General features: G+C 71.0%; 20 protein-coding genes. 17 read left to right on the forward strand and 3 right to left on the reverse strand.

Translation table 11 applies throughout. The features are described 5' to 3' along the window. The first annotated feature begins 11 nt into the window (after positions 1–11). Genes KK097_RS14815 through KK097_RS14835 form a run of 5 tightly spaced genes read left to right on the forward strand, consistent with a single transcriptional unit; the run spans position 12 to position 3,301 of the window. Positions 12–458 carry a hypothetical protein gene (locus tag KK097_RS14815; protein WP_214545303.1) on the forward strand — a complete coding sequence of 149 codons (447 nt, stop codon included), beginning with the start codon at positions 12–14 and terminating at the stop codon, positions 456–458. Positions 459–480: 22 nt separating this feature from the next. After that, entirely contained in the window at positions 481–1,443 is a 963-nt protein-coding gene (gene truB / locus KK097_RS14820; RefSeq protein WP_214545304.1) for a tRNA pseudouridine(55) synthase TruB, read from the forward strand. Further along, on the forward strand, positions 1,440–1,805 hold the full coding sequence (locus KK097_RS14825; RefSeq protein ID WP_214530887.1) for a hypothetical protein: 366 nt from the start codon (positions 1,440–1,442) through the stop codon (positions 1,803–1,805). Before truB ends, KK097_RS14825 begins: the two co-directional genes overlap by 4 nt. 45 nt (positions 1,806–1,850) lie before the next feature. After that, on the forward strand, positions 1,851–2,330 hold the full coding sequence (locus KK097_RS14830) for a hypothetical protein (RefSeq protein ID WP_214530889.1): 480 nt from the start codon (positions 1,851–1,853) through the stop codon (positions 2,328–2,330). Positions 2,331–2,338: 8 nt separating this feature from the next. Continuing rightward, the gene (locus KK097_RS14835) at positions 2,339–3,301 is read left to right on the forward strand and encodes a bifunctional riboflavin kinase/FAD synthetase (protein ID WP_214545305.1); all 963 of its coding nucleotides are present in this window, start codon (positions 2,339–2,341) and stop codon (positions 3,299–3,301) included. A 71-nt stretch (positions 3,302–3,372) separates the two neighbouring features. Here KK097_RS14835 and KK097_RS14840 read toward each other — a convergent pair whose 3' ends face one another. Continuing rightward, a complete protein-coding gene (locus KK097_RS14840; protein WP_214530893.1) occupies positions 3,373–4,605 on the reverse strand; it encodes a DUF349 domain-containing protein in 1,233 nt (410 codons plus the stop codon). Between the two features lie 113 nt (positions 4,606–4,718). Then, positions 4,719–5,531, reverse strand: coding sequence for a peptidylprolyl isomerase (locus tag KK097_RS14845; RefSeq protein ID WP_214545306.1), 813 nt, complete (start codon positions 5,529–5,531; stop codon positions 4,719–4,721). A 139-nt stretch (positions 5,532–5,670) separates the two neighbouring features. Here KK097_RS14845 and KK097_RS14850 point away from each other — a divergent pair, with 139 nt between their 5' ends. From KK097_RS14850 to aroB, 9 genes are all read left to right on the forward strand, one after another. Then, the gene (locus KK097_RS14850; RefSeq protein WP_214545319.1) at positions 5,671–7,023 is read left to right on the forward strand and encodes a replication-associated recombination protein A; all 1,353 of its coding nucleotides are present in this window, start codon (positions 5,671–5,673) and stop codon (positions 7,021–7,023) included. Positions 7,024–7,272: 249 nt separating this feature from the next. Continuing rightward, on the forward strand, positions 7,273–7,902 hold the full coding sequence (rpsD, locus tag KK097_RS14855) for a 30S ribosomal protein S4 (protein ID WP_017887166.1): 630 nt from the start codon (positions 7,273–7,275) through the stop codon (positions 7,900–7,902). A 123-nt stretch (positions 7,903–8,025) separates the two neighbouring features. Next, the gene (locus tag KK097_RS14860; RefSeq protein ID WP_214530897.1) at positions 8,026–8,208 is read left to right on the forward strand and encodes a hypothetical protein; all 183 of its coding nucleotides are present in this window, start codon (positions 8,026–8,028) and stop codon (positions 8,206–8,208) included. A 58-nt stretch (positions 8,209–8,266) separates the two neighbouring features. Next, positions 8,267–10,924 carry an alanine--tRNA ligase gene (gene alaS, locus KK097_RS14865; RefSeq protein ID WP_214545307.1) on the forward strand — a complete coding sequence of 886 codons (2,658 nt, stop codon included), beginning with the start codon at positions 8,267–8,269 and terminating at the stop codon, positions 10,922–10,924. Positions 10,925–10,932: 8 nt separating this feature from the next. Continuing rightward, entirely contained in the window at positions 10,933–11,376 is a 444-nt protein-coding gene (gene ruvX, locus KK097_RS14870; protein WP_214530926.1) for a Holliday junction resolvase RuvX, read from the forward strand. 93 nt (positions 11,377–11,469) lie between these two features. Then, positions 11,470–13,083, forward strand: a complete 1,614-nt coding sequence (gene mltG, locus KK097_RS14875; protein WP_250896789.1) for an endolytic transglycosylase MltG — start codon at positions 11,470–11,472, stop codon at positions 13,081–13,083. 42 nt (positions 13,084–13,125) lie between these two features. Further along, positions 13,126–14,346, forward strand: coding sequence for a chorismate synthase (aroC, locus tag KK097_RS14880; protein WP_214545308.1), 1,221 nt, complete (start codon positions 13,126–13,128; stop codon positions 14,344–14,346). Then, positions 14,343–14,990 carry a shikimate kinase gene (locus KK097_RS14885; RefSeq protein WP_214545309.1) on the forward strand — a complete coding sequence of 216 codons (648 nt, stop codon included), beginning with the start codon at positions 14,343–14,345 and terminating at the stop codon, positions 14,988–14,990. Before aroC ends, KK097_RS14885 begins: the two co-directional genes overlap by 4 nt. Next, positions 14,987–16,084: a 3-dehydroquinate synthase gene (gene aroB, locus KK097_RS14890; RefSeq protein ID WP_214545310.1), complete on the forward strand. Its 1,098-nt coding sequence runs from the start codon at positions 14,987–14,989 to the stop codon at positions 16,082–16,084. The genes KK097_RS14885 and aroB overlap by 4 nt, the downstream gene beginning before the upstream one ends. Positions 16,085–16,093: 9 nt before the next feature. Here aroB and KK097_RS14895 read toward each other — a convergent pair whose 3' ends face one another. Continuing rightward, on the reverse strand, positions 16,094–16,273 hold the full coding sequence (locus KK097_RS14895) for a hypothetical protein (RefSeq protein ID WP_152377801.1): 180 nt from the start codon (positions 16,271–16,273) through the stop codon (positions 16,094–16,096). A gap of 312 nt (positions 16,274–16,585) precedes the next feature. Here KK097_RS14895 and KK097_RS14900 point away from each other — a divergent pair, with 312 nt between their 5' ends. The 3 genes from KK097_RS14900 (at position 16,586) to nusB (ending at position 19,466) form a co-directional block, all read left to right on the forward strand. Continuing rightward, positions 16,586–18,277: an ABC1 kinase family protein gene (locus KK097_RS14900; protein WP_214545311.1), complete on the forward strand. Its 1,692-nt coding sequence runs from the start codon at positions 16,586–16,588 to the stop codon at positions 18,275–18,277. Between the two features lie 161 nt (positions 18,278–18,438). Beyond that, positions 18,439–19,002 carry an elongation factor P gene (efp, locus tag KK097_RS14905; protein ID WP_017887175.1) on the forward strand — a complete coding sequence of 188 codons (564 nt, stop codon included), beginning with the start codon at positions 18,439–18,441 and terminating at the stop codon, positions 19,000–19,002. Positions 19,003–19,013: 11 nt separating this feature from the next. Further along, the gene (gene nusB, locus KK097_RS14910) at positions 19,014–19,466 is read left to right on the forward strand and encodes a transcription antitermination factor NusB (protein WP_017887176.1); all 453 of its coding nucleotides are present in this window, start codon (positions 19,014–19,016) and stop codon (positions 19,464–19,466) included. Positions 19,467–19,485 lie beyond the last annotated feature (19 nt).

Below are 19,485 nucleotides of genomic sequence, written 5' to 3' on the forward strand. Positions count from 1 at the left end.
ACGGTGGACGCATGGCACGCTGGGCACCTGAAGAGACCGACACGATGGCCGCGATCGCTGCGGAGGCGATCGCGCAGGTCGGCACGAACCGCACCGTGATCGGCATCGACGGCCAGGACGGCACCGACCTCGAACGGGTCGCCGCCGCGCTCGTCACCGGCTTCGAGCAGCACGGGGTCCCCGCGATGGCGGCCGCCGCACCGTCGGCCGACCAGGACACCCTCCGGTCCAACCTCGTCGTGCCCTTCCGCACGACCGGTGCCGGCGACGGTGTCCTGATCGTGCACGGGCAGGGTGTCCTCGCCCCGGGTGTGCGCACGCTCTGGCGCTGGTCGCTGTGGGTCGAGCAGGAGTCCGGCCGGCTCGAACGCCGCGCCGACGTCAAGATCGCGGCGTCCGCCGTCCTCGACGTCACCGACCCCGAGCACCCGCGTCGCGAGTGGAACGACGCCTGCTGACCGGCGCTGGTAATCTCCTCTGGTGCTCGAAACCGCGCCGGACGGCATCCTCCTCGTCGACAAACCGCAGGGGATCTCCAGTCACCGGGTGGTCGCGATCGCCCGTCGTCGCCTCGGCCTGAAGAAGGTCGGTCACGCGGGCACCCTCGACCCGATGGCCACCGGGCTGCTGCTGCTCGGCATCGGCCCGTCCACCCGGTTGCTCACGCACCTGGTGGGCCTCGGCAAGACCTACACGGCCACCATCCGGCTCGGCGTCTCGACGGACTCCGACGACGCTGACGGCACGCCGACGGCGACTCCCGGTGTGGCCGCGGCCGACGTCTCGGACGCCGCGATCGAGGCGGCCGTCGCCGAGCAGCGCGGCGTGATCGACCAGGTCCCCTCCACGGTCAGTGCCATCAAGGTCGACGGGCGCCGCGCGTACGACCTGGCACGCAAGGGCGAGGCCGTCGAGCTGAAGTCCCGCACCGTGACCGTCTCGCAGTTCGACGTCACGACGCGGAACGACCGCATCGTGGCCGTGGACGGCGCCGACGTCGCCGTGGTCGACCTCGACGTCGTCGTGACGTGCTCGTCCGGCACCTACGTCCGCGCGCTCGCCCGTGACGTCGGCGCGGCCCTCGGCACCGGCGCGCACCTGGTCGCCCTGCGGCGCACCCGGGTCGGACCGTTCGACGTACAGGACGCCGTCGACCTCGAGGACGACGACGTCGACGTCCGTGCGGCCCTCGCGCGCCCGGCGGACATCGCACGCCGACTCTTCTCCTCGGTCACGCTCGACGCGGCATCGGCGAAGGACCTCACCGACGGCAAGCGCGTGGCCGCCGAGCACCCCGACTCCGACGGGCCTGTTGCTGCGGTCGCCGCGGACGACGACCGGCTCGTCGGCCTCGTGTCCGTCCGGCGCGGACTGCTGCGGGTCATCACGAACTTCCCGGCGCCCGGTGCGTCGTCCTCCTCGCAGACGGGTGCACGCGCGTGATCGAGTGGTTCATGTGGGTGCAGGTGGTGCTCGCGGTCGTGGTGGGGCTGTTCGCGGTCGTGGTGGGGTTCATCGGGTGGAAACCGAACGACTACACCGTCGGCGCGCTCGTGCTCGTCGAGCTGCTGCTCCTGGTGCAGGGCGTCATCTCGATCGTGCTGCCGGTGACGGGCAGCCCGCCCGAGGGCAACGCGCTGGAGTTCGGCGTGTACGCCGTGTCGGTGCTCCTCGTGCCTCCGGCCGCGGTCGTCTGGGCACTGATCGACCGCACGAAGTGGAGCACCGTCGTGCTCGGAGCCGGGGCCTTCACCGTCGCGGTGATGGTCTACCGGATGTACCAGATCTGGTTCGCGCTGAACTGACGCCGGAGGTCATGGTCGGCCCCGCACGTCGGTAGAATCGGTGCAATGGCGACCAGATCCTCACTCGCGACGGGCATCGGCCGCGTCCTCATCGCCGTGTACGGCATCCTCGCGCTGGCGGCGACCGGGCGCAGCGTCGTGCAGATCATCGAGAAGTTCTCGTTCGCTCCGTTCGCGTACACGCTCAGCGCCGTCGCGGCCGTCGTCTACATCGTCGCGATGATCGCCCTCATCGTCCCCGGCCGGACCTGGTACCGGGTCGCCTGCGTCACCATCGTGTTCGAGATGACCGGTGTGCTGGTCATCGGCACCCTGTCGCTGTTCGATCGCCAGCTGTTCCCCGACGACACCATCTGGTCGTACTACGGCATGGGCTACGCGTTCGCGCCGCTCGTGCTGCCGATCGCCGGGCTCTGGTGGCTCCGCAAGCACCACCGCGCTGCCGCAGCGGCCGTCGACCCGGCGACGACGGCGTCGTCGGCCACCCCGTCGAACGCCGCCTCGACCGCTCCCGCGAGCGAGTAGGAGCCACCGTGCAGTTCTACGAGGACACCGCCGACGTGGCGGACGGGTTCGGGCCGACCGCGGTCACGATCGGCAAGTTCGACGGCGTGCACGTCGGTCACCGCGCCGTGATCGCGCACCTCGAGCGTGCTGCCCGCGAGCACGACCTCGTCGCCACCGTCGTGACCTTCGACCGCCACCCGCTCAACGTCATCGACCCGCCGCACGTGCCGCCGGCTCTCACGAGCACCGCGCAGCGCCGAGAGCTGCTCGAGGAAGCCGGGGTCGACGCCACCCTGCTGCTCCGCTTCGACCAGGAACTCCAGTCGAAGTCGCCCGAGGCGTTCGTGTCCGAGATCCTCGTGGACACCCTGCACGCCCGGCTCGTCTTCGTCGGCAGCGACTTCCGCTTCGGCGCGAAGGGCGCCGGTGACGTCGCGCTCCTCCGCTCGCTCGGGGAGCAGCACGGGTTCACGGTCGAGCTCATCGACGACGTCGACCTGATCGACGACGTCCGACCCGACGGCGAGCGTCGCGTGTCCTCCACCTGGATCCGGGAGCTCCTGGGCCAGGGCCGCGTGGCCGAAGCAGCCCGGCTCCTCGGCCGCGAACACTCCGTGCGGAGCGTCGTGGTGCACGGCAACCAGCGGGGGCGTGCCATGGGGTACCCGACCGCGAACCTCGACCCGGCGTGCGAGGGGTTCGTCCCCGCGGACGGTGTCTACGCGGCCCGGGTGCTGCACGACGGTACGGTCTACCCGGCCGCGGTGTCGGTGGGCAACAACCCCACGTTCGAAGGGGTGCCGGCGAAGCAGATCGAGGCGCACCTGCTCGACGTCGACATCGACCTGTACGGCGATCGCATCTCGGTGCTCTTCGTCTCGTACGTCCGCGGCATGGTGAAGTTCTCGTCGATGGACGACCTCGCGGCGCAGATGCGCCAGGACGACCTCGACATCCGGCTGCTGCTCGGGCTCCCCGCGCCGGTCTGACCCGACGAGCACGACGACGACGCCCCCGTGACCGATCGGTCACGGGGGCGTCGTCGTGTGCGTGCGGGGTGTCAGCCGCCGAGGGCGTCGAGCCAGATCTTGCGGGCGTCGAGGGCTTCCTGCGCGTCCTTGATCTTCCGGGCGTCGCCGGTGGCCTGCGCCGCGGCGAGTTCGGACTGGAGCTTGCCGATGGCGTCCTCGAGCTGGCTCGCGAGGCCGTTCTGACGGGCCTTGCGCTCCGGGTTGGACTCCTTCCAGTGCGCGTCCTCGAGACCACGGACGTGGTCCTCGATCGCACGCAGGCGGTCCTCGACACGACGCACGTCGCCGCGGGGGACCTTGCCGATCTCGTCCCATCGGCGCTGGATCCCGGTGAGGGTCTTGCGCGCCGCGACCCGGTCGGTCGCCTTGAGCAGCGGCTCGGCCTCGGTCAGGAGCGCCTGCTTCGCTTCGAGGTTGGCGGAGAACTCTTCGCTCTCCGCTGCGCTCTCGGCGTGGCGCTGCTCGAACAGCACGTCTCCGGCGGCCTTGAAGCGCGCCCAGAGTGCGTCGTCGTGGCGCTTGCCGGCACGGCCGGCGTTCTTCCAGTCGTCGAGCAGCTGCCGGTAGTCGGGGATCGCGTCGGAGCCGCGAGGCGCGAGGGCCTCGGCCTGTGCGACGAGCTCCTGCTTGCGGGTCCGGGCGTCACGGTGCTGCGCGTCGAGCTCCGAGTAGAACGCACGACGGTGCTGGTCCACGGTGGACCGCGCTGCGCGGAACCGCTTCCAGAGGTCGTTCGCCTCGTTCTTGGGGATCCGCGGGCCGTCGTGCTGGTGCTGCTGCCACCGTGCGAAGACGTCGTCGAGCTGCGCGGTGATCTGCTTCCACTGCGCGCGCGCCGGGTCGACCGCTGCGAGTGCCTCGGCTTCTTCCACCAGGGCGGTGCGGTGCGCCAGGGCGTCCTGCAGGGCCTGCTGGGCCTGCTCCGCCTGCTCCTTGGTCAGCGAGCCGAGCTGCTCGGCGAGCACACCCACGCGGGTCTCGAGCGACTTGATGTCGCCCACCACCCGTGCGTCGGCCACCAGGGCCGTCAGGTGCTCGACCGTCCGGGCGACGTCGTTGGCCGACGCACCGCGCTGGACGCGCTGCTCGGCGATCTTCACCTGCCCCTCGAGGTCGGCGTACTTCCGCGCGAAGTAGGCGAGGGCTTCTTCGGGGGTGGCGTCCGGGTACTCACCGACAGCACGTTCGGTCTCTTCGTACCGGACGTACACGGTCCCGTTCTCGTCGACCCGCCCCCAGGTCGTTGCTTCGTCAGATCCCACAGGTCTCGCCTCGATCGTGGTCGTGCATCGCCGACGTCACCGTCGGCACGGTCAGGTCGTCAGCCTATTGCACGGACGGGCTCCGCCGCCCGACCGGTGCGACGGGTTGTGGACTACTTCTCCTCCGCGATGGTCGCGTCGGTGATCTTCGTCGCCACCTTCGGCTCGCCGGTGCCGTCCCTGCCGGGGGACGCGATGCCCTTCGCGGCGATCTTCGACTCGAGCTCGGACAGGCCGCTCGTGACCTTCCCGACGACCGTGTAGCCGCCGGTCGAGCCGTCGAGCGTGGTGTCGCCGTAGACGATGAAGAACTGCGTCGACTGCGAGTACGGGGAGTCGGACCGGGCGATCGCGATCGTGCCCTCGTCGTAGACGCCGTCCTCCGGCACGTTCTCGAGCGGGCCGTACTCGAACCCGGCGTCGCCGGTGCCGTCGCCGTTCGCGGAGCCGCACTGCAGGAACTTCAGCCCGTCGCTGTCCGCGAGTCGATGGCACGTGGTGCCGTTGTAGAACTGGTCGCGGATCAACGAGATCTCGACGCTCGCCGCCTGCGGGGCCTTCGCACCGTCCAGCTCGATGCCGAGGTCGATGTCCTTGTTGAGCGTCAGCGTGCCGGACCAGGTCGCGCCCTTCGCGATCGACTTGCTCGGCACGTCGCCGGTGTTCCCGGCCGTGGCGCTGGCCGACGGCGTGGGTGTCGACGACGCGGAGGCGCTCGGGTCCGGGGCGTCCGACCCCCGCGAGCCGGCGAAGGCGAGCTGCGACCCGGTGGCGAGGGCAGCCACGAGGACGAGGGCACCGGCGCCGATCAGGTTGTCGCGCACACGGCGGCGGCGCTGCCGCTCGTGGAGGCCCTGACGGGCCTGGTAGAGGCGGAGGCGCTCGCGCGCCTCACGGTTGTCACGCGCTGGGTTCTTCGGTGCCACGGTGCTGGTCTGCCCTCTCGTCGCAGTGTGCAACGAGCGTAGCCGAACGGTCACCAGCGTCGACCGGGACCGCGGGGGAGGCGCGGCCCGCGTCGGTGGACCGGCCTACGATTGCAGCATGGCAGCGGATCGTTCGGGCATGCACGCGCCCACCACGGGTGGTCGCGCCGGTCTCGCGCAGGGTTCGGTCCCGCTCGCCGTCCGGATGCGTCCGACCAGCCTCGACGAGGTGGCCGGCCAGCAGCACCTGCTCGGCCGGGGATCGCCCCTCGTGCAGCTCGCCACCGGCACGCGGGAGAACCCCGGCGGGGTCTCCGTGATCCTGTGGGGGCCGCCCGGCACCGGCAAGACCACGCTGGCACAGGCGATCGCGCGGCAGTCCGGTCGTGAGTTCGTCGAGCTCTCCGCCGTGACCGCGGGCGTGAAGGACGTGCGCGAGGTCATGGAGAAGGCGCTGACCCACCGCGACCTCTACGGGTCGACGACGGTGCTGTTCCTCGACGAGATCCACCGGTTCAGCAAGGCCCAGCAGGACGCCCTGCTGCCCGGGGTCGAGAACGGGTGGGTGATCCTCATCGCTGCCACCACCGAGAACCCGTCGTTCTCGGTCATCTCGCCGCTGCTCTCCCGGTCGCTGCTCCTGACGCTCAAGCCGCTCACCGACCCCGACCTCGGCATGCTCGTCGACCGCGCGGTCGAGGACCCGCGCGGGCTCGGCGGTGCGGTCGTCCTGGGGGACGAAGCCCGGAGCGCGATCATCCGCCTCGCGTCCGGTGACGCCCGGCGCGCCCTCACCGCGCTCGAGGCAGCGGCGGCGTCGGCCACCGCGGCGCAGGACGAGGATGACGACACCGTCCCGGTCGTCGACGCCGACACCGTCTCGGCTGCGGTCGACCGGGCCCTGCTGCGCTACGACCGACAGGGTGACGAGCACTACGACGTCATCAGCGCGTTCATCAAGTCGGTGCGGGGGAGCGACGTCGACGCCGCGCTGCACTACCTCGCCCGGATGATCGAGGCCGGCGAGGACTCCCGGTTCATCGCGCGGCGGATCATCATCTCCGCGTCCGAGGACATCGGCATGGCCGACCCGCAGGCGCTGCCCATCGCGGTCGCCGCGGCGCAGGCCGTCCAGCTCATCGGGATGCCCGAGGGACGGATCCCGCTGGCCGAGGCGGTCGTCTACCTGGCGACGGCGCCGAAGTCGAACGCCGCCTACAACGGGATCAACCAGGCGATGGCCGACGTCAAGGCGGGGCGCATGGGCACGGTCCCGATGCACCTGCGCGACGCGCACTACGCCGGGGCGAAGCGCCTCGGGCACGGCAAGGGGTACGTCTACTCGCACGACGCCGAGCACGGGGTCGCCGAGCAGCAGTACCTGCCGGACGCCCTCGAGGGCACCGAGTACTACACGCCGACGGCCAACGGCTACGAGCGTGAGGTCGGGCCCCGGCTCGAACGACTCCGGAAGATCACACGCGGTCAGTAGTGTCGGTGCTTCTGCGCTCGCCCCGATGCTGCTAGCATTGGCGGGCCTACGTCCTGGTCCTCGAGCACGGCTGCGTCGAGGACAGAGTGCCACTCCGGTGGTACGGGGGCAGAGGTTCGGACTGTAGCCGTCCGATCCCACAGGCTCATCCCTCTGGATCCCGTCGTCGGGGCCGAGCACGTGCTGCGTCATCGAGCGTGTTCGTGGAGTGCCCGGCGAGTATTCAGTTCGAACAGAGAAAAGGACCCTGTGTCTACCAAGTCACGTACCCGCAGCAAGACCCGCCTTTCGCGCGCACTCGGCATCCCGCTGACGCCGAAGGCGGCCCGTTACCTCGAGAAGCGCCCCTACGGGCCCGGTGAGCACGGCCGTACGCGCCGTCGTGCGGACAGCGACTACGCCGTCCGCCTCCGTGAGAAGCAGCGTCTGCGCGCCCAGTACGGCATCCGCGAGAAGCAGCTCCGCATCGTCTTCGAAGAGGCCCGCAAGACGAAGGGCCTGACCGGTGAGAACCTGGTCGAGCTCCTCGAGCAGCGCCTCGACGCCCTCGTGGTCCGTGCCGGCTTCGCCCGCACCACCGCGCAGGCCCGTCAGCTGATCGTGCACCGCCACATCCTGGTGGACGGCAAGCTCGTCGACCGCCCCTCCTTCCGCGTCAAGGAGGGCCAGCTGATCCACGTCAAGGCGAAGTCCGAGTCGATGGAGCCCTTCCAGGTCGCCGCTGCCGGTGGCCACCAGGAAGTCCTCCCGAAGGTCCCGGGCTACCTCGAGGTCGAGATCGAGAAGCTCCAGGCCCGCCTCGTGCGTCGCCCGAAGCGCGCCGAGGTCCCCGTGACCTGTGAAGTGCAGCTCGTCGTCGAGTACTACGCAGCTCGCTGATCCACTGATCACGCCCGAACGGCGGGTCGTCCTCTCGAGGGCGACCCGCCGTTCGGCGTTCCGGCACCGGCGGCTAAGCTTGTCCGGGCATGCACCGCCCGGGTGCACAGAGGGAGAGGCACCGTGAAGCAGCTGTTCTTCGTCGCCGTCGGCATCGTCATCGGGTTCGCCGTCGCACACCAGGTCGCCCAGACCTCCGGTGGTGCGCGGCTCGTCGCCGAGGTGAACGCCAAGACGAAGGCCTTCACGGGTGCCGTCGCGGACGGCTACCGGTCACGCGAGGCCGAGCTCCGCACCGACGTCTGAGCGCGCCGGCCGAGCCGCCACGCCCCTCCTCCACCACGACCTGAACCCAGGAAGCACCATGCAGACCGCAGAGATCCGCCGCCGTTGGCTCCAGTACTTCGGTGACCGCGGCCACACCGTCGTCCCGTCCGCGTCCCTCGTCTCCGACGACCCGTCGCTCCTCTTCACGGTCGCCGGCATGGTGCCGTTCATCCCGTACCTGACCGGGCTCATCCCGGCGCCGTTCCCACGGGCGACGAGCGTGCAGAAGTGCATCCGCACGAACGACATCGAAGAGGTCGGCAAGACTCCGCGCCACGGCACGTTCTTCCAGATGAACGGGAACTTCTCGTTCGGCGACTACTTCAAGGAGCAGGCGATCCAGTTCGCCTGGGAGTTCCTCACCAAGGCGGAGTCCGACGGGGGACTCGGGTTCTCGGCGGACGACCTCTGGGTCACCGTGTACGAGGAGGACGACGAGGCGATCGCCTTCTGGAAGCAGCACTCCTCGCTGCCGGACGAGCGGATCCAGCGCCTCGGCAAGGACACGAACTACTGGTCGACCGGGCAGCCCGGCCCCGCGGGCCCGTGCTCGGAGATCTTCTTCGACCGTGGCCCCGAGTACGGCATCGACGGCGGCCCCGCGACGGACGACGACCGCTACGTCGAGATCTGGAACCTCGTCTTCATGCAGTACCAGATCGCCGACGTGCGGTCGAAGTACGACTTCGAGATCACCAGCGAGCTGCCGAACAAGAACATCGACACCGGCATGGGGCTCGAGCGCGTCGCCTTCATCAAGCAGGGCGTCGACAACATGTACGAGATCGACCAGGTGCGGCCGGTGCTCGACCGCGCCGCCGAGATCTCCGGCCGGCGGTACGGCGCCGTGCACGAGGACGACGTCCGCATGCGCGTCATCGCCGACCACGTCCGTTCCTCGCTGATGCTCATCGCCGACGGCGTGAGCCCGTCGAACGAGGGCCGCGGCTACATCCTCCGTCGCCTGCTCCGCCGCACGGTCCGCGCGATGCGGCTGCTCGGTGTCGAGACGGCGACGTTCCCGGAGCTCTTCCCCGCGTCCCGCGACGCGATGCGCGACGCCTACCCCGAGGTGGCGTCCGACTACGACCGGATCTCCCGCATCGCCTACGCGGAAGAGGAGACCTTCCTCCGCACGCTCGCGCAGGGCACGACCATCCTCGACGTCGCGGTCGAGCGCGCCAAGCAGGACGGTGCCCCGTCGATCGGCGGCGACACGGCGTTCCTGCTGCACGACACGTTCGGGTTCCCCATCGACCTGACGATGGAGATGGCCGAAGAGGCCGGCGTGCACGTCGACCGCACCGCGTTCGAGACCCTGATGTCCGAGCAGCGTGCCCGGGCGAAGGCCGACGCGAAGAGCAAGAAGACCGCGATCGCCGACCTGAGCGTGTACAGCGCCTTCCGGGCGAGGGGCGAGACCACCTTCCTCGGCTACGACGCGCTCGAGGCCGAGACGCGCGTGCTGGGCATCATCGTGGGCGGCGTGAGCGTCGACCGTGCGGTGGCGGGCGACATCGCCGAGGTCATCCTCGGCGAGACCTCGCTGTACGCCGAGTCCGGCGGCCAGGACGCCGACCAGGGATCGATCGTCGGCAACGGCTTCGACCTCGAGGTCCTCGACGTCCAGCGTCCGGTCTCCGGGCTCTGGAGCCACACGGTGCAGGTCCGCTCCGGCGAGGTCGGGGTCGGTGACGCGGCGAGCACCGTCGTCGACGCCGAGTACCGTCGCGGCGCGACCCAGGCACACTCCGCCACGCACCTGGTGAACGCGGCGCTCCGCGACATCCTCGGGCCGGAGGCGCTGCAGGCCGGCTCGTACAACAAGTCCGGCTACATGCGTCTGGACTTCTCCTGGTCGCAGCCGGTCTCGCTCGAGACCCGATCCGAGATCGAGGAGGTCGTGAACACCGCGATCCGCACCGACCTCGAGGTCTCGACGCGCATCCTGCCCATCGACGAGGCGAAGGCCCTCGGCGCGCAGGCCCTCTTCGGCGAGAAGTACGGCGCCGAGGTGCGCATGGTCGACATCGGCGGCCCGTGGTCCCGCGAGCTCTGCGGCGGCACGCACGTCGCCTCGAGCGCCCAGATCGGGCTCGTCAACCTGGTGGGGGAGTCCAGCGTCGGTTCGACGAACCGCCGCGTCGAGGCGCTGGTCGGGCTCGAGGGGTTCCGCGACCTCGCCGTCGAGCGCACGATCGTGTCGCAGCTCTCGAGCGCGCTCAAGGCCCCCCGCGCCGACCTGCCGTCCCGTGTGCAGAGCCTGATGGAGGACCTGCGTTCCGCCCAGAAGAAGCTCGCCGAGTACGAGTCGGCGAACCTGCAGCAGCGCGTGCCCGCGATCGCCCGGAACGCCACGACCGTCGGCGCCACCACGGTGGTCGCCGAGACGGTCGACGGCCTGCAGTCCGGCGACGACCTGCGCTCCCTCGCGATCGGCGTGCGCGGGCAGCTCGGTGACGGTGCAGCCGTCGTCGTGCTCGGTGCCGTCGTGGGTGGGAAGCCGATCGTGATCGTCGCGACCAACGACGCCGCTCGTGCCGCGGGCGTCCAGGCAGGCCCCCTCGCGAAGGAGGCCGCCGGTGTGCTCGGAGGAGGTGGCGGCGGCAAGCCGGACCTGGCGCAGGGCGGCGGGACCGACGCGGCCGCACTCCCGGCGGCGCTCCGCGCCGTGACCGCACGGCTCGCGGGCTGACCGTGGGCATCCGGTCCGGGCGCCGGCTCGGCATCGACGTCGGCCGCGCCCGGATCGGCGTCGCCGTGTGCGACCGTGACGGCCTGCTGGCGACGCCCGTCGAGACCGTTCGTCGCGACGACTCGAAGGACCTCCGGCGCATCCTCGACCTCGCGGACGAGTACGACGTGCTCGAGGTCGTCGTCGGGCTGCCCCTGTCGATGTCGGGTGGTGACACCGCCTCGACCGAGGACGCCCGCGTGTTCGCGGCCCGCATCGCGGCGCGTCGACCGGTGCGCCTGGTCGACGAACGACTGTCGACGGTGACGGCCCAGCGGGGGCTGCACCAGGCCGGCAAGAACACGAAGAAGTCGCGGGCCGTGATCGACCAAGCAGCCGCTGTTATCATTCTGCAACACGCGCTCGACCACGAGCGCAGTGCCGGTGCCCCTCCGGGCACCACGCTTCCCTGACAGGGCTGCCCGGTACCACACATGGGTGCTCTCGTCGTCACCTGTGAGGACGACGGTGCCCAGGTGGAGTTCCCGACCGAGAGACCGAGGACGTTGGCAGACGATCTGGACTGGAACGCGATCATCGCGCCCGGCAACGACGCCGAGCGGCGGAAGGCGACTTCCGACCGCACGACAGGTACCGATGTCCGCGACGACGCTGGTCAGGTGAACCCACCCCCGGCTCGTCCGATGTCCCGACGGGAAGCCCGCGCCCTCGAGGCCGAACGCGCCCGCATCGCAGCGGCGGACGAGCCGTCCGCGGTCGACTCGTCGAGCGAAGCACCGACCAGTGCGGCACCGACCAGCACGGCACCGACCAGCGACGAGCCGGCGCCCGACCGATCGGCAGGGACCGACGATCGCCCGGCGTCCCCCGCCGACGCACCGATCGCCACCCGCCCCGAAGAGCTGCACCCCGAGGTCGCCGCACTGCTGACCGGCGAACTACCGACCGAGACCGAGGCCGCGGCCGGCGGATCCGGTTCCGACGGGACCGACGACCGTGACGCGACCGGCGGCGGTGGCGCCGCGGGAGGCGGCGGACGCGGGGGACGAGGCGGCGGAGGACGTGCCTCCAGGCCGCCCCGCGAACCCCGACCGAAGCGTCGACGCGGACCGCTCGTCGCGGGGATCGTCATCGTCGCCGTGGTGCTGGCCGCCGGTGTCGGGGCCTACACGTTCGCGGCCCCGAAGATCCAGCAGCTCGTCGCCGCGGTCAGCGGCGCGCAGGAGCCCGACGACTACACGGGCGACGGCACCACGAAGGTGACCATCACCATCAAGCAGGGCGACATCGGTGAGAACGTCGCCGCGACGCTGCAGCGCAGCGGCGTCGTCAAGGACTCCAAGGTGTTCTACAAGCTCCTGCTCGCGTCGCCCGACGTGCAGTTCCAGCCGGGTTCGTACGCGCTGAAGAAGGAGATGAGCTCGAAGTCGGCGCTGGCGGCCCTGCAGGACGAGGACAACCGCGTGCAGGCGTCGATCATCATCCCGGAGGGCACCGCTCTGGCCGACATCAAGGCCGGCATGGTCTCGAAGGCCGGTTTGACCAAGAAGGAGGTCGACGCGGCGGCGAAGGACCTCGCGGCGTACGACCTGCCGTCCGGTGTCACGACGCTCGAGGGATGGCTGTTCCCGGCGACCTACCCGATCAACCCGGGCTGGACGGCCGAGCAGTACTTCGCGTCGATGGTCGACACCATGAAGGAACACCTGGCCGCCGCCGGCGTCAAGGAGGCCGACCAGGAGCGCACCATCGTGTTCGCGTCGCTGGTGCAGAAGGAAGCCGGGCTCGCAGCCGACTACCCGAAGGTCGCGCGGGTGTTCCAGAACCGACTCGACCAGGGCATGAAGCTGCAGTCCGACGCCACGGTCGCCTACGGCACGGGCAACACGCACACGGTGACGACGACCGACGCCGAGCGTGCGGACGCGTCGAACGAGTACAACACCTACGTGCACGAGGGGCTGCCGCCGGCACCGATCTCGAACCCGGGTGACATCGCGATCAAGGCGGTCACGGCCCCGGCCTCGGGCAAGTGGTTGTACTTCGTGACGGTCGACCTCGAATCGGGTGAGACGGTCTTCTCGGACACCTACGACCAGCACCTGGTCGCGGTCGAGCGGTTCCAGGCCTGGCTCCGGGCACACCCCGACTACCAGTAGTCGGCGACGTCGCACGGACGAACGCTGTGGGAGGATTGCGGCATGCTTCGTTGGTTGACTGCTGGTGAGTCCCACGGACCCGAACTGATCGCCATGCTCGAGGGCCTGCCCGCGGGTGTCCCGGTGTCGTTCGAGTCCATCCGTGCCGACCTCGCGCGCCGCAAGCTCGGCTACGGCCGTGGCTCGCGGATGAAGTTCGAGCAGGACGAGCTGCACGTGTCCGGCGGCGTCCGCCACGGGTACTCGCTCGGCAGCCCCATCGCGATCCGCATCGGCAACACCGAGTGGCCGAAGTGGGTCGAGGTGATGAGCCCCGAGCCGGTCGAATCCACCGAGATGTCCCGCGGTCGGAGCGCCCCGCTGACCCGACCGCGTCCGGGCCACGCGGACCTGGTCGGCATGCAGAAGTACGGCTTCGACGAGGCCCGCCCGGTCCTCGAGCGTGCGAGCGCCCGCGAGACGGCTGCCCGGGTCGCGCTCGGTGCCGTCGCGAAGGCGTTCCTCGCCGAACTCGGCATCCGGTCGGTGGCGCACACGCTGCAGGTCGGGACCGTCCGGGTCCCGGACGGCACGGACCTGCCCCTGCCCGACGACGTGGACCGCCTCGACGAGGACCAGCTGCGCTGCTTCGACGCCGAGACCTCCGCACGCATGGTCACCGAGGTCGAGGCCGCGAAGAAGGACGGCGACACCCTCGGCGGCGTCGTCGAGGTGCTGTTCTACGGCGTCCCGCCGGGCCTCGGCTCGCACGTGCACTGGGACCGCCGGCTCGACGCCCGCCTCGCCGCGGCGATCATGGGCATCCAGGCCATCAAGGGGGTCGAGGTCGGTGACGGCTTCGCGACCGCCGGGCGCCGGGGCTCCGCCGCCCACGACGAGCTGTACCGCGAAGACGGCGAGATCTACCGCACGAGCGACCGCGCCGGTGGGACCGAGGGCGGGATGTCCACGGGCACGGTGCTGCGGGTCCGCGCCGGCATGAAGCCGATCGCGACCATCCCGCACGCCCTGCACACGGTGGACGTCGTCTCCGGTGAGGACGCCTCGGCGCACCACCAGCGCTCGGACGTCTGCGCCGTGCCGGCTGCGGGCGTCGTCGCCGAGGCGATGGTGGCCCTGGTGCTCGCCGACGCGGTGCTCGAGAAGTTCGGCGGCGACAACGTCGTCGAGACGAAGCGCAACCTCGACGCCTACCTCGCCGCGATCCCGGAGACCCTGCGCACGCGCCGGACCGAGCCGTCGGCGACCTCGACCGACCTGTGAGCACCGACGTCCGACGCGCCGACGCGCCCGTGGTCGTCATCGGCCCGATGGGCGCGGGCAAGTCGAGTGTCGGCAAGCGGGTGGCGAAGGCCCTCGGCGTCCCGTTCACGGACACCGACCGGGTCATCGTGCGCGAGCACGGGCCGATCCCCGGGATCTTCGCCGACCGCGGCGAGCCGGCGTTCCGCGCGCTCGAGGCCCAGGCGGTCCGGGCAGCGCTGGCCACCGGCGGCGTGATCGCCGTGGGCGGGGGAGCCGTCACCCACGCGGACACGCGGCAGGCCCTGAGCGGGGCACGCATCGTCCTGCTCACCGTCTCGCCCGAGGCCGTCGCCGACCGCATCGCCGGGTCCGACCGGCCGCTGCTGGCGAACGGCGGGATCGATGCCTGGCAGACGATCATGGACGAGCGGGCGGCCACCTACGCGGAACTCGCGCACGTCGTGGTCGACACGTCACGCCGCCCGATGTCCCGCGTGGTCGACGAGGTCGTCGCGTGGCTGCGCAGCGACGCAGGCAGCACCGAGCGCAGCGACGCCGGCACCACCGAGCGCAGCGACGCCGGCACCACCGAGCGCAGCGGCACCACCACCGCGCCCGGCAGCACGACCAGCAGCACCACCAGCACCGAAGGAGCACCGTGACCGAGTCGACCCTGCCCGCCGGGACCACCGAGATCCGGGTCGGCGGTGACGACGGCTACACGGTGGCCGTCGGCACGGGCCTGCTCGGCGCCCTGCCCGCGATACTGGGCCCGCGTGTCGCCAAGGTCCTCATCGTGCACTCGCCGACCCTCGGCGCCCGGGCGAACGAGCTCCGCGCGCTCCTGGTCGAGGCCGGGCTCGAAGCCCTGATCGCCGAGGTCCCCGACGCCGAGGGGGCCAAGCGCGTCGAGGTCGCCGCCTTCTGCTGGCAGATCATGGGGCAGGCCGACTTCACCCGCACCGACGCGGTGATCGGCCTCGGTGGCGGCGCCGTCACCGACCTGGCCGGCTTCGTCGCCGCGACCTGGTTGCGCGGTGTGCCGTACGTGGCCGTCCCGACCAGCGTGCTCGGCATGGTGGACGCCAGCGTCGGCGGCAAGACGGGCATCAACACGAACGAGGGCAAGAACCTGGTGGGCGCCTTCTACGCCCCCCGTGCCGTCGTCGTGGACCTCGAACTCGCCCGCACGCTGCCGCGCAACGAGATCCTGACCGGTTTCGCGGAGATCGTGAAGGCCGGGTTCATCGCCGTGCCCGAGATCCTGGACATCGTCGAGGCCGACGTCGACCGGGTCACCGACCCGACGACGCCGGAGTTCCGCCGGGTCGTCGAGCTCGCCATCGCGCTCAAGGCCGAGGTCGTCTCGGACGACTTCACGGAGCAGGGCCGACGCGAGATCCTGAACTACGGGCACACCCTCGGGCACGCGATCGAACACGCCGAGCGGTACCAGTGGCGCCACGGTGCAGCGGTGTCGGTCGGCATGGTGTTCGCCGCCGAGCTCGCCCGACTCACCGGGCACCTGGACGACGCCACGGTCGACCGGCACCGGGCGATCCTCGAGTCGCTCGACCTGCCGACCTCGTACGGTGTCGGTCGGTGGCAGGGGCTGCTCGCCACGATGCGTCGTGACAAGAAGGCCCGTGCCGGCATGCTGCGGTTCATCATCCTGGACGGCGTCGGCAAGCCCGTCGTGCTCGAGGGCCCCGAGGACCACCTGCTCTTCACCGCCTACCAGGAGGTCGGCGTCTAGCCCCGCCGGTCAGCGCAGGACCCGGCGCGTCCTGCGCCACCACCAGGTGACGCGCGTCGAGACGGTGACCACACCGGTGCGCTGGGATTCCCGCCATTCGTCGACGGTGGCGCCGTGGTCCCAGGCGAAGAGGACGTCGTCGTCTTCGTCGAGGTCGGGAGCGTCCGGAAGCGGTCGCAGGATCGACATCAGTCGGGGTCCCTTCGTTCGTCGTCGTCATGTGCCTGGTCGGCGCTGGCTCGCCTGCGGAGCGCTCGGCTCGCGAGTCGGCGATCGGCCTTCGACCACTACGGTACGGTCTCCAGGTCTCGGAGCACCGTTGTCGAAATGTCGTATGTGATCGAGCACGAGTGTCCGCTCCGAGACCGCGCCCCGCGCCGGGCCCGCGCCGGCCTGTGGAAGCCGCACCGGGCCTCCAGGCTGTGGAGGAGGATGGGACGACGCGACGGACCGCGCCACCCGCACGCTGCGGACCCAGCACCGGGGAGCAGACTGGCGGGCGTGCCCACCCCACCCCGACTGAGCGACCTCTCCGGCCCGCGCGACGCCGACACCGGCACCCTGCGCTCCCGTGGTCGACGCTTCACCGAACTCCTCTCGATCGCCCGCCGCCACCACCTGGTGCCGTTCCGTCGTCTCGACTTCTCGCACGACCCGGCAACGTCGGAGCTGCGGCGCGACCAGGCCGAGCACCTGCGCCGGGCGCTCGAGGAAGCCGGTGGCGGGTTCGTGAAGATGGGCCAGCTGCTCTCCACCCGCGACGACCTGCTGCCCGAGGAGTGGACCGAGGAGCTCGCGCACCTGCAGCGGAACGTCACGGCGGCCCCGGCGGACGAGGTCCGCGCGCTCCTCGAGCAGGAGCTCGGCGCCCCGGTCGACCAGGTCTTCGCGACGTTCGACCCGGTGCCCGTCGCAGCGGCGTCCATCGCGCAGGTGCACCGTGCCCGGCTGCCCGACGGCACCGCGGTCGCCGTCAAGGTGCAGCGGCCGGGGATCGACGCAGCGGTGCGCCGCGACGTGGACATCGCACTGCGGGTCGTCCGGTTCATGGCCCGGTGGTCGACCGAGGCACGGCAGGTGGGGGTGCAGGACATCGCGGCCCAGTACGCGGACGACCTGATCCGTCAGGTCGACTTCGTCTCGGAGCTCCGCAACCTCACCGCGCTGCGTGCGGCCCAGGCCCGCAGCGCGCGTCCGGACGAAGTCCGGTTCCCGGACCCCTACCCGGACCTGTCCGGCCGGCGGGTGCTCGTGATGGAGTTCCTGGAGGGCGACACGCTCAGCGCGATCCACGCCGAGCGTTCCGAGCGCGACCTCGACGCGCCGATGCGCGCCATCCTCCGCGCCTTCCTGCGCCAGGTCGTCTTCGACGGCCTGTACCACGCGGACCTGCACCCGGGGAACGTCCTGGTGCTGCCCGACGGGCGGCCCGCGTTGATCGACTTCGGATCGGTCGGGAGGCTCGACCCGGGTCTCCGGGACACGGTCCAGGACCTGTTGGCCGCCTACCTGCAGGACGACACGTCGCGCATCGCCGATGCGGTCCTGCGGATGGCGCCCGTGCGCGATGCGCACGACGAGCCCGACTTCCGTCGGGACATCGCCCGGTTCGTCGCGGACGAGCTCGGCCCGGGTGCCCGCATCGGGGTCGAGACGGTGGACGACGCGGTCGAGGTCTTCGGCCGCTACCGGCTGAAGCCGCCGCCGGACTTCGTCGCCGCGGCCCGCGCCCTGGCCATCTTCGAGGGCACACTCCGCACGCTCGCGCCCTCGTTCGACCTGCTCGAGGAGTCCCGCGGGCTCGCCCGGGAGCAGATCACCGACCAGCTGCGACCCGGCAAACTGCGCGACCTCGCGGTGAAGGAGCTGCTCGGCGTCGTGTCGGCGGCCCGTCGGCTGCCGCGCCGGGTGGACCGCATCGGCGAGGCGATCGAGACCGGACGGTTCACCGTGAACATCCGGCTCTTCGCGGACAGCCGCGACCGGCAGCTCGTGTCCGGGATGATCCGGAGGATCCTGCTCGTGCTGCTCGGCGCCGGGGCGGGGGTCCTGGCGATCGTCTACCTGGCGCTCCCGGCACGGCCGACCGCTGCGCTGTCCACCGGCGTGGCCGGCGCGTTGCTCGGGGGAGCGGCGGTGGTGCTGCTCGCCTGGGCGGCGATCGACGCCTGGCGCGCCCGCCGGCGGCGCTGAGCGGGGCGTGCACGTCGCGCCGCAGTGGCGTGCACGCCCCGCCGCTGCGGCGCGCATGCTCGGCCGCTGCGGCCGTCGTGCGGGCGTCCGCTACACTCGTCCGGGGCCGTCCGCGGCCCGAGGACACTTCACAACACGACCGAACGGGACACCGACGACTCATGGCCAGTACCACAGACATCAAGAACGGCGCCGTTCTCATCATCGACGGCCAGCTGTGGTCGGTCGTCGAGTTCCAGCACGTCAAGCCGGGCAAGGGCGGCGCGTTCGTCCGCACGAAGCTGAAGAACGTCGTCTCCGGCAAGGTCGTCGACCGCACGTTCAACGCCGGCGCGAAGATCGACACCGCCGTCGTCGACCGTCGTGACTACCAGTTCCTCTACGAGGACGGCGACTCCTACGTGTTCATGGACACCGACACGTACGACCAGATCCCGGTCTCGGCGACCGTGGTCGGCGACGCCAAGAACTACCTGCTCGAGTCCGCGATGGTCACCATCGCGATGAACGAGGGCAACCCGCTCTACGTCGAGCTCCCGACGTCGATCGTCACCGAGGTCGAGACCGAGCCCGGCCTGCAGGGCGACCGTTCCTCCGGCGGTACCAAGGACGCGACCATCATCGCGACCGGTCACCGCATCCAGGTCCCGCTGTACCTCGAGAGCGGCACCCTGGTGAAGATCGACACGCGCGACGGCAGCTTCCTCGGCCGCGTCAACTCCTAGGCGCTGACCGCATGAGTGCTCGTTCGAAGGCCCGCAAGCGCGCCCTCGACATGCTGTACGTGGCCGAGGTGCGCGAGCTGCCGATCGCCGACGTGCTCGCCACCGAGACGGTCCGGCACCTGGACCAGCCGGAGCGTGCCTCCAGCTGGGACTACGCACGCCAGATCGTCACGGGTGTCGACGACGCCCGGCACGAGATCGACGCCGTCATCGTCGACCACGCCCAGGGCTGGTCGATCGCCCGGATGCCGGTCCTCGACCGCTGCATCCTGCGCATGGCCGTCTGGGAGCTCCGGTTCAACCCGGAGGTGCCCGACGCGGTCGCGATCGCCGAGGCGGTCGAGCTCGCGCAGTCGCTGTCCACCGAGGACTCGGCGGGCTTCGTCAACGGCGTGCTCGGGGCCGTCGCCGGGGGTCGTGCACCGTCCGGTCGGACGGTCGCAGGAGACCAGGAGTCCCGGTAGGGTTGACCACGTCAGCATC

Origin of the sequence: Curtobacterium flaccumfaciens (assembly GCF_018598405.1) — a bacterium.
Lineage (GTDB): Bacteria > Actinomycetota > Actinomycetes > Actinomycetales > Microbacteriaceae > Curtobacterium > Curtobacterium aurantiacum.